Here is an 11378-nt window from a genome sequence, read left to right on the forward strand (position 1 = left end):
CGTGTGTGGGGGGGGGGGGCGTGGGAGAAGGCGGGGGGAAGGGGGGTCGGGGGGGGCGATGTGGGCGAAAACACAACTCCCCCCCCACGACCCAGCCGGGGCCCCGTACCTTGAGCACATGGCGAAGGAGCGGCAGGTGGCGGGCGGTGGCCGGGCGGTCGAGGTCGCCCCGGACCGGCTCGAAGGCTGGTACGCCCGCTTCGCCGTCCGTAACGACGGCATTCGGTCGACGGAAAGCACGCCGGACACCGTCACGGTCACCGCGGAGAACGGCGTCGTCGCCGTCGCGACCGTCCCCTTCGGACCGCTGAACACCGAAGGAATCGCGGCCGGTCTCGCCGTCGGCCCGCTCGTCGAGCACGCGCTGATCCCGCGAAGGATCGCGCTCCTGCTGGTGCGTCGCGGCGGGCACAGCGTCGGGATCGCGCGCGGGGGAGTGATCGTCCGGTCCAGGACCGACCGGCACCTCGTCCAAGGCCGGTCCGCGGCAGGCGGCTGGTCGCAACAGCGGTTCGCGCGGCGCCGGGAAGGGCAGGCGCGCACCGCGCTCCGTTCCGCCGCCGAGGACGCGTTCGAAGTCCTCGTACCACGACTATCCGAAGTGGACGCTGTCGTGCTCGGAGGGGACGGCCGGGCATTGGAAACACTGCGCGAGGACCGACGGTTGGCGCCGCTGTTCGCCCGTGCGGAGCCGCGCGTCCTCGACATCGCCGAACCGCGCCGTGCGGTGCTCGACGCCGCCGCCGAACGCGCCATCGCGGTCGAGATCACCCTGCACGAGCCGTGACGTCGGGCACGGTCGGATAAAACCGGTCGACATCGGCCCGTACACTGATCGCGTGGACATCCTCTTGGAGTAGCTCCTCGCCGGCCGTCGGCCGGCGAGTCGAAGCTGTCCACTCATCCACCCCTTTTACCGGGAGTTCCCGTGATCACGGCCTCTGGCCTGCAGCTGCGCGCTGGTTCGCGCATCCTGCTCGACGACACCAACGTCCGCATCCAGCAGGGCGACCGCATCGGCCTGGTCGGCCGTAACGGCGCCGGCAAGACCACCTCGCTCAAGGTGCTGGCGGGGGAGGGCGAGCCGTACGCGGGCGAGGTCCGCCGCAGCGGCGAGCTCGGCTACCTGCCGCAGGATCCGCGCGAGGGCGACCTGTCCGTCACCGCGAAGGACCGCGTGCTCTCCGCGCGCGGACTCGACGCCTTGCTGCGCAACATGGAAAAGGCGCAGACCGCGATGTCGGAGCTGGCGGACGACAAGGAACGCGACAAGGCGGTGAACCGCTACAGCCGTCTCGAAGAGCGGTTCGCCTCCCTCGGTGGCTACGCCGCCGAAAGTGAAGCGGCCCGGATCTGCTCCAACCTCGGTCTCGCCGACCGTGTGCTGGAGCAGACGCTGCAGACGCTCTCCGGTGGTCAGCGCCGCCGCGTGGAGCTGGCCCGGATCCTGTTCGCCGCCGCCGAGGCGGGCGCCGGTGGCAAATCCGAGACGATTCTGCTGCTCGACGAGCCCACCAACCACCTCGACGCCGACTCCATCAACTGGCTGCGCGGATTCCTGAAGCAGCACGACGGCGGCCTCGTGGTGATCAGCCACGACGTCGAACTGCTCGCCGACGTCGTCAACAAGGTGTGGTTCCTCGACGCGACCCGCGGCGAGCTCGACCTGTACAACATGGGCTGGCAGCGCTATCTCGACGCGCGCGCCACCGACGAGAAGCGCCGCCGCCGCGAGCGCGCCAACGCCGAGAAGAAGGCGTCCGCGCTGCAGCAGCAGGCCGCGAAACTCGGCGCCAAGGCGACGAAGGCGGTGGCCGCCAAGAACATGGCGCGCCGCGCCGAGCAGATGCTCGCCTCGCTCGACGAGACCCGCCAAGCCGACAAGGTGGCCCGGATCAAGTTCCCGGAGCCCGCCCCGTGCGGCCGGACCCCGCTCACCGCGGAGGGGCTCTCGAAGTCCTACGGTTCGCTCGAGATCTTCACCGGCGTCGACCTCGCGATCGATCGCGGTTCGAAGGTCGTCGTACTCGGATTCAACGGCGCCGGAAAGACGACTTTGCTCCGGCTGCTCGGCGGAATGGAAACTCCGGATACCGGCAAGACCATTCCGGGTCACGGATTGCGTTTGGGCTATTACGCACAGGAACACGAAACGCTCGACCATGATGCGTCCGTGTGGGAAAATATCCGGCGACTCGCGCCGGGTACGGGCGCACAGGAGTTGCGCAACCTCCTCGGGTCGTTCCTGTTCACCGGCGAGCAACTCGACCAGCCTGCCGGCACGCTCTCCGGCGGTGAGAAGACGAGGCTCGCCCTCGCCGGGCTGGTGTCCAGCGCTGCCAACGTTTTGCTGCTCGACGAGCCGACGAACAACCTGGACCCGGCCAGTCGTGCCCAGGTCCTGGACGCGCTCCGCAGCTTCGCCGGAGCCGTCGTCCTGGTGACGCACGACCCTGGCGCGGTCGAGGCGCTGGAGCCGGAACGCGTGATCCTGCTGCCGGACGGAACCGAGGACCATTGGTCCGCCGATTATCTGGAACTTGTCCAGCTTGCGTGAGGCCTGCGTCCGTTCGGGTGCTTGATCGATGCCATCCGGCCACTGAAATGGCCCAATGTGATCGCGGTTTCAGCAGTTTTGCGCTCGTCGTCTGGCATTCCGGCGCTCAGTGTTCGATCATTGCGGCGACAGGGGCGCCTAATGTGGCCCAGAACACTCTCGGCGGGAAGGCGATCGACGTGGCTGATCTCAAGAAAGGCGCGCGGATCACCGGCAACACGCGTGACAAGCTGGCCGCTGACCTGAAGAAGAAATACGAGAAGGGCTCGAGCATCCGCGCTCTCGCGGAGTCCACGGGCCGCTCGTACGGGTTCGTGCACCGGGTCCTCTCGGAGTCCGGCGTCCAGCTGCGTGGTCGTGGCGGTGCCACCAGGGTCAAGAAGAAGTAGTCACGAAGAAGTAGCGGACTGCTGCGCGGGGGGCGCAGTTCCCTTCCCCGGGACCGCTGTTTCGTCGGATTCGCCGCCGAGGAAGGCCAGCCTGGCACCGAGCAGGACCAGCGGATACACCAGGTAGCCGTACCTCGTCGCCGGAGTGAGCAGGATCAGCGCGCCGATCCCGACGGCGGTGCGCAAAAGCGCGTCCGAACCGGTCGTGGGGGGACGGCGGACCAGCCAGATCAGGATGGCGACGGCCGCGATCCCGAGCAGGGCGAAGGAAAACGCCGTGCCGACGGGGCCGAGCGAGGCGATGAGATGACCGGGCAACGGGCTCGCCGCCGGTGACTTGATCACGCCCATTCCCAGCGGGAACCGGAAGACGTGCTCGACGAACGCCTTCGGGTCCACGAGATACACCGGTAAGTGCAGGACGAGTGTCGTCACCACGAGTGCCGCGGCGAACCCGCCCAGTGCGCGAGGACCACGCCGCGTGAGCAGCAGGACACCCACCACGACCGCGGCGGGCGCGACGATGAGTTTCGCGCTGATCACCAAGGCCAGCACCAGACCCGAAGCGAACGCGCGGCCGGTCGAGGCCAGTGCGAACGAGAGGATGAGCAGGCCGACGATGGCCAGATCCGGTCCGGCGACGGCCCAGGTCAGCGCGGTCAGCGGGCAGGCGAGCGCGAGTTGTGCGGCGCTCACCGGGACTTTCGGCCACTTCAGCAGCCGCAACGTCAGCAATACGCACGCGACGGCGGCCAGCGCGAACATCCAGCGCGCGTCGGTGAGCGCGTCGGCGACCGGCCCGCCGCCCAGTAAGGCGCGCGGCAGGCCGAACACGGTCATCACCGGACCGTATGGCGTGTAATCGTTTACTTCCGCCGCGCGGCCGAGTGCGGTGACGTCGACGTACGGGGTTCCGTTCTCCAGCAGGAGTTTCGCCGACCGTTCGATCACCCAGACCTCGGGCTGGGCGGCCCAGGAGTTCGGCGTGATCAGCCAGTCCACTCCGGTCAGACGGCGAATGACGAGCAGTCCCAAGGGAAGGATCATCGCGAACAGGCCGATGGCGCCGATACTCGCCCACCGCGAGCCCAGCGCGCCGGACGGCCGGATGCCGCGCCGGGCGGCGACCATCAGCCAGCCGGTGTGGACCACGGCGAGGCCGTAACCTGCTACTGCGAAGTTCGCCCACACGCGATAGCCGTAGAATTCCGCGACAGCCGTGTTCACCGCGGCGAAGACGAGGCAGCCCGTGTAGAAGACCAGGTCGATGGTCAGTCGTCGCCGGTCTGGGTCCTTGGTCACCGGCTCAGGCTACCGACGCGGCGGTGTCCGCCGGAAAGAGGACGCGGAAACCGGGAAGCATCCGGTGTCCTTCGGTGTTGGTGCTGGTTATATCCGCGAAAAATCTCGACCAATGTCGAGGTTTACTGGGGGCGAGGAGAAGGATCCCATGGACAACACGTGGTCGCTGATGAACTCGGCGATGAAGTCGGCCGATGTTCCGAAGGGGCTGCACAAGGGGACGCTCCGTCGCGTCGCGCGCTTCGCCAGGCCGCACTGGCGAAGGTTGCTGATATTCCTGGCGCTCACCGTCGTTTCGGCGGTGCTGGCGGTGAGCACGCCGGTGCTGGCCGGGAAGGTGGTCGACACGATCATCGGCGGGCACGACGTGTCGCTGGTGGTGTGGCTGGCCGTGGTGATCGCCGCGCTGGCGCTGGTCGACGCCGGACTCGGACTGGCGGAACGGGCGCAGTCGTCGAGGATCGGCGAGGGGATCATCCTCGATCTGCGGGTCGCGGTGTATCGGCACGTGCAGCGGATGCCGATCGCGTTCTTCACCCGCACCCGCACCGGCGCTCTGGTGAGCAGGCTCAACAACGACGTCATCGGCGCACAGCGCACGTTCACCGCGACCCTGTCCGGTCTGGTCACCAACGTGATCCAGCTGGTCTTGTCGCTGGCGGTCATGATGACCCTGTCCTGGCAGGTCACCCTGCTGGCGCTGCTGCTGCTGCCGGTGTTCATCCTGCCGACGCGGCGGCTCGGCAGGCGGATGGCCACGCTGCAGCGAGAGGCCGGGCAGCTCAACGCGTCGATGACCACGCAGATGACCGAACGGTTCTCCGCGCCTGGAGCGACCCTGGTGAAGCTCTTCGGCGATCCGGAGCGGGAAACAGGCGATTTCGGCGCGCGGGCCGGGCGGGTGCGTGACATCGGGGTGCGCACGGCGATGCTGACGCGCTGGTTCCTGACCAGCCTGACCACCGTCTCCGCGCTCGCGCAGGCACTGGTCTACGGGCTGGGCGGCTATCTCGCGCTGACCGGCGCGCTCGCACCGGGCACCGTTGTCGCGCTGGCGTTGCTGCTGACCAGGCTGTATTCGCCGCTGACCGCGCTGGCGAACGTCCGGGTGGACGTGATGACCGCGCTGGTGTCGTTCGAGCGGGTCTTCGAGGTGCTCGACCTCAAGCCGATGATCGAGGAGAAGCCCGCCCCGCGCGAGCTGCCGGAAGGCCCGGTATCGGTGGAGTTCTCGGACGTCCGGTTCGGCTACCCCGCGGCGGACCGGTACTCGCTGGCGTCGCTGGAGGATGTGTCCACTTTGGATCATCGTGGTGGTGAGGAGGTGTTGCACGGCATCAGCTTCCGTGCCGAACCTGGACAGATGGTGGCCTTGGTCGGCTCTTCCGGCGCGGGCAAGTCGACGATCGCCTCCCTGCTGCCGCGGCTGTACGACGTCGACGCCGGCTCGGTTCGTTTGTCCGATGTGGACGTTCGTGAGCTGAGTTTCGCCGCGCTGCGCGAAACCGTCGGTGTGGTGACCCAGGACGGGCATCTCTTCCATGAGTCGATCCGGGCGAACCTCGAATACGCGCGGCCCGGGGTCACCGACGCCGAGATCTGGTCGGCGCTGGAACGCGCGCGGCTGGCCGAGCTGATCCGCGAGCTGCCGGACGGGCTGGAGACCGTGGTGGGGGAGCGGGGATACCGGCTCTCCGGCGGGGAACGCCAGCGGCTGACCATCGCCCGGCTCCTGCTGGCGCAGCCACGGGTCGTCGTCCTCGACGAGGCGACGGCGCATCTGGACTCGCAGTCGGAGGCGGCCGTCGGCGAGGCACTGACCGACGCGCTGGACGGGCGGACCGCGCTGGTGATCGCGCACCGGTTGTCGACGGTGCGGGCGGCGGACCAGATCCTGGTCGTCGAACACGGGGAGATCGTCGAGCGGGGAACCCACGAGGAGCTTCTCGCCCGGAAAGGGCGCTACGCGTCGCTGTACCTGACGCAGTTCTCGGAGGAGCCCGCGGCCGCGTGACCGGTCGTGAGTGGTAATGACGGTTCTAACCGTCATTACCACTCACGAGACTTGACCGGCCCGGCTACCGCAGCGCGGGGACGCGGGCACCGTACTTGGCGAGCAGCGCGGCGTTGGCCTCGTCGCCACCGTCCACGTTGGAACTGCGCCACAGCGGGATGTCGACGCCCTGCTCCGCACCGAGGTCGACGACCTCGGCGAGGACGAGGTTCCACAGGAACGCGTTGATCACTGTGGACAGTGGCGCGGTCCGAGGCGCGTCCGGCGGGTAGCTCGAGTCGCCGGGGCGGACGTGGGAGTCGAGCACGATGTCAGCTTCTTCGAGCAGCGTCGTCGCCGCGCGCTTCGGCGCGGCGGCCACGGACGCGGCCGAACTCACCGCGATGACCGACGCCCCGCGTGCCCGTGCCCCGGCGGCCAGTTCGACCGGGTACGGGTTGACGCCCGAGGTCGAGAACACCACCAGCAGGTCGTCGGGTCCCGGTGCCCGCTCGGCCAGCACCTCTTCCGCGAGGCCGGACCGGCGCTCGGTCTTGGTGCTGTGCTGCGCGCCGTGCAGCGGGAGCAGGTCGGGGTGGTACACCGGGTACACGCAGGCGAGCCCGCCCGCGCGGTAGAAGGTCTCGGCGACCGCGGCCAACGAATGCCCCGCGCCGGCGGTGAACACCAGCGCGTCGGCCCGGACGACCCCCAGTACCAGCTCGGCCGCCTGCCGGATCTGCGCCGCGTTACCCCGTTCGGCTTCCGCGAGCCGTTCGGCGACGTCTGCATAACGTTCGGTGGTGCTCACCACATCCGCCCTTCCGTCTGGAGGTCAGCGACGAATGTATCGCGTGGACCAATGGCCGAAGTGGAATACATCGAGTCATGATCGAGGTCGACCCGATCGCTGCGGCCGGGTTTCGGAGACTGGAGGGACCCAGGGTGAACGAGGCTGATCCCGCGGTACGGATCTGGCGGGTGCGTGGCGAGGCGAAAGCCGTGGTGCTGGTGCTGCACGGCGGTGCCGAGCACAGCCATGCCCGCGTGCCGTGGTGGCGGCTGGCGTATCAGCGGATGGTGCCCTTGGCGAAGGACCTCCACCGGGCGGGCCGGGCGCACGGGGTCGAGGTGCGCCTTCTGCGCAACCGGATCTACGGCTGGAACGACCTGGGCACCGACGCGATCGCCGACGCACGCTGGGCCCTGGAGCGGATCCGTGACGACCGTCCTGGCGTGCCGGTGATCCTCGTCGGCCATTCGATGGGCGGGCGGGTCGCGTTTCGCGTCGCGGACGACCCGGCTGTCATCGGTGTCTGTGGGCTGGCGCCGTGGACACCACCGGGTGAACCCTTCGACGCCGTCGAAGGCCGCGCCGTGCTCATCGCGCACGGCACCAAGGACCGGATGACCGATCCGGTGGCATCGCACGCGTTCGCGGAACGCGCCGAAAAGGTGACCTCGCGATCCGTGCGATTCGAAATCGACGGCGAAGGGCACGCGATGCTGCGGCGGTCCCGGGTTTGGAACCGTCTCGTGCGGGCTTTCACCTTCGGGCTGATCGACGTCGGGGGAGTCGACGAGACGCTGAGCGGCGCTTGGGATCGGCCTAGCTCCGAAAGGCTGCGGATCCCGGTATGAACCGGGCGGGAGGAAGCGCCTTTATGTCCACGTCAAGCCTCGACCGGGTGGTAGGTCCGTCCGGACTGCCCGTGCCCGACGAGTCGCGGTGGCCGGGATTGGCCACCCCACCGCATTCGCCCTTCCGCGCGTGGATCGCCGAGCAGTTGTTCCGGCAGGCGGTGCGCCCGCTGAACGTCCGTGTGCGGATGCCCGATGGTTCCCGGCTCGGCTCCGGCGGTCCGGACGCGCCCGAGATGCGCGTCCACCGCCCCGCCGCGTTCTTCCACCGCCTCGGCGTGGACGCGAAGATCGGCTTCGGCGAGGCCTACATGGTCGGCGACTGGACGACCGACGCGCTCGCCGAGGTGCTGACCCCGTTCGCGGACCGGATGGCGACGCTCGTCCCGCCGCTGCTGCAACGGTTCCGCCGGTTCGTCGACCGCGGCCATCCCACGGACGAGGAGAACACCATCGAGGGGTCGCGGGCGAACATCCACCGCCACTACGACCTGTCCAACGACCTGTTCGGCGCGTTCCTGGACCCGTCGCTGATGTACTCGTCGGCGTTGTTCGGCCCGGATGACGACCTCACGGCCGCCCAGCACCGCAAGATCGACAGCGTCCTCGACTACGCCGGGGTCCGCGCTGGCAGCACGGTGCTCGAGATCGGCACCGGCTGGGGCGAACTCTCGATCCGGGCGGCCGCGCGCGGGGCGCGGGTGACGTCACTGACCATTTCGGCGGAACAGGCCGCGCTGGCGACCGAGCGGATCGCGGCGGCGGGTTTCGCCGACCGGGTCGACGTCCGGCTGTGCGATTACCGCGACTCCACCGGCGAGTACGACGCCGTGGTCAGTGTCGAGATGATCGAGGCCGTCGGCGAGTCGTACTGGCCCACCTTCTTCGAGACCATCGAGAAGCGGTTGAAGCCGGGCGGCCGCTTCGGGCTCCAGGCCATCACCATGGACCACGAACGCATGCTCGCCGCGGCCCGTTCGTACACCTGGGTGCACAAGTACATCTTCCCCGGCGGCCTCATCCCGTCGACCACCTCGGTCGAACAGGGCATGCTGGAGCACACCCGGCTGAAACTGCAGGGAGTCCGCGAGTTCGGCCAGGACTACGCCCTCACGCTTCGGCTGTGGCGGGAGAGATTCATCCAGCGGTGGGACGAAATCACCGAACTGGGTTTCGACGACGTCTTCAAGCGGATGTGGGAGTTCTACCTGGCGTACTCCGAAGCGGGGTTCCGCTCGGGGTATCTCAGGGTCCACCAGTTCGGCTTCGCCGACCACGGCCGGTGAACGCCACCCAACCGATGCGGGGTGCCGCACGTCCTTCACTTAGGGTCTGCGGTTGACTGGCCCTACACGCGAAATCGGGACGGGTGATTCGGCATGACGTATGGAGGCGACGACCGAGGGCGACGGATGCCGCCACAGCGGCCGCCGTCCGGCCGCCCCCGGCAGCACCAGCCGGCGCAGATGATGCCGCTGCCGGGCCGGGGGAGCAGCCCGTACGACGAGCGGACGAAGCCGATGGGCTACCGGGGCGAGGAAGGCCCCGCCGGCCCGCCACCGCGCCGTCCGGGGCCTCCTCCCGGCCGCCCTGCCGGCGGGGCGCGCCCGCCGCGCCGCCGTCGTCGCTGGGGCTTCGGCAAGGTACTGCTCACCCTCCTGACCGTGTTCGTGGTCTTCCTCGCCGGCGTGTGGGTGTACCTGGAGTTCTCCATCAACCGCGTCGACGCGCTCGCCGACTACGCCGGCCGCCCCGCCGCGGCCGAGGGCACCAACTGGCTGATCGTGGGCTCCGACAGCCGGGACGGGCTGACCCCCGAGGAGCAGGAGAAGCTGGTCACCGGCGACAGCAAGGCCGCGGGCGGTGGCAGGCGCACCGACACCATCATGGTCGCGCACGTTCCGGACAACAGCACCAAGCCGACGCTGCTGAGTCTCCCGCGTGACTCGCAGGTGAAGATCCCCGGCCACGGTACGAACAAGATCAACGCCGCGTTCTCGATCGGCGGCCCGGCGCTGCTCGCGCAGACCGTCGAAGGCGCCACCGGCCTGCGCATCGACCACTACGCCGAGATCGGGTTCGGCGGATTCGCCAAGATCGTCGACGCCATCGGCGGGGTCCACATGTGCGTCGAGAAGCCGATGGAGGACACCCTCACCGGGATCAAGATCCCCGAGGGCTGCCAGGACCTCCAAGGCCCGCAGGCGCTCGGGTTCGTCCGCATGCGGCACAGTGAAGCGACCCCGCGCTCGGACCTCGACCGCGTCGCCAACCAGCGGAAGTTCATCGGCGCGCTGGTCAGCGAGATCGGCAGCCCCGGAACGCTGCTGAACCCGTTCTCGCTGTTCCCGCTGCTGTCGACCGCGCCGGACGCGCTGACGATGGACTCGGGCGACCACGTGCACAACCTCGTGGGACTGGCGCTCGCCATGCGCGGGATCTCCTCGGGCGGCGTGGTCACCACGACGGTGCCGGTGACCAACGGGTCGGCGGAGAACTGGGACAAGACGAAGTCGAAGCTGCTGTTCGACGCGCTGAAGAACGACACAGTGATCCCGGACAGCGCGATCCTCACCTAGTAGAGCTCGTGAGTGGTAATGACGGTTCTAACCGTCATTACCACTCACGAGGAGTCTCATGGAAGAGGAGTCTCATGGAAGCGCCCGCCGAAACCCTCACCGACGACGTCATCGTGCTGCGCCGCTGGCAGCCGGAGCAGCTCGGCACCCTGGCGGCGGTCGCGGGGGATTCCGCCGGGCACCTCGGTGCCTGGATGCTCTGGGCCGCCAACGGCTATGGTCACGAGGACGCCGCCGAGTTCCTCGAAGCCAGCGCGCGGAACTGGGCCGAAGGCGAGAGCTACGACTTCGCGATCCTCGCCGACGGGGATCTCGTCGGCGGCACCGGCATGATGACCCGTCCATACGGGATCGAGATCGGCTATTGGCTCAGCCATCGACACACCGGCCGGGGGTACGCGACCAGAGCGGCTCGGTTGCTGACCGACGAGGCCTTCCGTCTCGGCGCGCCGGAGGTGGAGATCCGGCACGACGAGAAGAACGTCGCGAGTGGTGCCGTGCCCGCGCGGCTGGGGTTCACGATGACCGGCTCCGAGGCCGTCGAACCGCCGCACGCCCCTGCCTGCACGGGCGTCCACCGGGTCTGGCGGCTCGAACGCCCCTAAGGGTCAGGATCGCGGCAGTGCCGGGAGAGCGCTGGTGCGGTGTGCGGTGACCGGTCCCTGTGACGACCAGTTCCGAAGGGGTGTGGAACTAGGGACACACCTCACGACATGTCTGCCCCATCCCTCTGCGAAAGGGGTGCCGACCCGGGCTTCAGTGTCCACAAGAGACATATCCGGGTGACTGCGTGTCCGGTCGATCTTCTATGTCCGGTTCTGCGTGGGGTCGTGAGTGGTAATGACGGTTCTATTGTGGGGTAAGGCAAAGGTGTCGCGAAAGCCACTTTCGGGACATCACATGTCCTGAAAGTGGCT

The 11378-nt window shown here is 68.7% G+C and carries 10 protein-coding genes; 8 read left to right on the forward strand and 2 right to left on the reverse strand.

Going from position 1 to position 11378, the window contains the following annotated elements; translation table 11 throughout:
- The first annotated feature begins 118 nt into the window (after window positions 1-118).
- From ACZ54P_RS34570 to ACZ54P_RS34580, 3 genes are all read left to right on the forward strand, one after another.
- On the forward strand, window positions 119-787 hold the full coding sequence (locus tag ACZ54P_RS34570) for an acVLRF1 family peptidyl-tRNA hydrolase (RefSeq protein WP_465465807.1): 669 nt from the start codon (window positions 119-121) through the stop codon (window positions 785-787).
- A 141-nt stretch (window positions 788-928) separates the two neighbouring features.
- The gene (locus tag ACZ54P_RS34575; protein ID WP_465465808.1) at window positions 929-2557 is read left to right on the forward strand and encodes an ABC-F family ATP-binding cassette domain-containing protein; all 1629 of its coding nucleotides are present in this window, start codon (window positions 929-931) and stop codon (window positions 2555-2557) included.
- 179 nt (window positions 2558-2736) lie between these two features.
- Window positions 2737-2946: a helix-turn-helix domain-containing protein gene (locus tag ACZ54P_RS34580; protein WP_003071237.1), complete on the forward strand. Its 210-nt coding sequence runs from the start codon at window positions 2737-2739 to the stop codon at window positions 2944-2946.
- On the opposite strand, the gene ACZ54P_RS34585 is transcribed toward ACZ54P_RS34580, so the two are convergent.
- Window positions 2947-4248: a glycosyltransferase 87 family protein gene (locus ACZ54P_RS34585; RefSeq protein ID WP_465465809.1), complete on the reverse strand. Its 1302-nt coding sequence runs from the start codon at window positions 4246-4248 to the stop codon at window positions 2947-2949.
- A 148-nt stretch (window positions 4249-4396) separates the two neighbouring features.
- Between ACZ54P_RS34585 and ACZ54P_RS34590 the strand changes: the two genes are divergently transcribed.
- Window positions 4397-6262: an ABC transporter ATP-binding protein gene (locus tag ACZ54P_RS34590; protein ID WP_465465810.1), complete on the forward strand. Its 1866-nt coding sequence runs from the start codon at window positions 4397-4399 to the stop codon at window positions 6260-6262.
- 64 nt (window positions 6263-6326) lie between these two features.
- Here the strand turns inward: ACZ54P_RS34590 and ACZ54P_RS34595 are convergent, their stop codons facing one another.
- Entirely contained in the window at window positions 6327-7055 is a 729-nt protein-coding gene (locus tag ACZ54P_RS34595; protein WP_465465811.1) for a sugar isomerase domain-containing protein, read from the reverse strand.
- 131 nt (window positions 7056-7186) lie between these two features.
- Between ACZ54P_RS34595 and ACZ54P_RS34600 the strand changes: the two genes are divergently transcribed.
- From ACZ54P_RS34600 to ACZ54P_RS34615, 4 genes are all read left to right on the forward strand, one after another.
- On the forward strand, window positions 7187-7882 hold the full coding sequence (locus tag ACZ54P_RS34600; protein ID WP_465465812.1) for an alpha/beta hydrolase: 696 nt from the start codon (window positions 7187-7189) through the stop codon (window positions 7880-7882).
- 23 nt (window positions 7883-7905) lie between these two features.
- The gene (locus ACZ54P_RS34605; RefSeq protein WP_465465813.1) at window positions 7906-9168 is read left to right on the forward strand and encodes a class I SAM-dependent methyltransferase; all 1263 of its coding nucleotides are present in this window, start codon (window positions 7906-7908) and stop codon (window positions 9166-9168) included.
- Window positions 9169-9261: 93 nt separating this feature from the next.
- Window positions 9262-10461 (forward strand): LCP family protein, encoded by a 1200-nt coding sequence (locus tag ACZ54P_RS34610; protein WP_465465814.1) that lies wholly within the window; start codon window positions 9262-9264, stop codon window positions 10459-10461.
- A 74-nt stretch (window positions 10462-10535) separates the two neighbouring features.
- Window positions 10536-11066, forward strand: a complete 531-nt coding sequence (locus ACZ54P_RS34615; protein WP_465465815.1) for a GNAT family N-acetyltransferase — start codon at window positions 10536-10538, stop codon at window positions 11064-11066.
- Window positions 11067-11378 lie beyond the last annotated feature (312 nt).

The organism is Amycolatopsis sp. NPDC034160, from assembly GCF_055575355.1.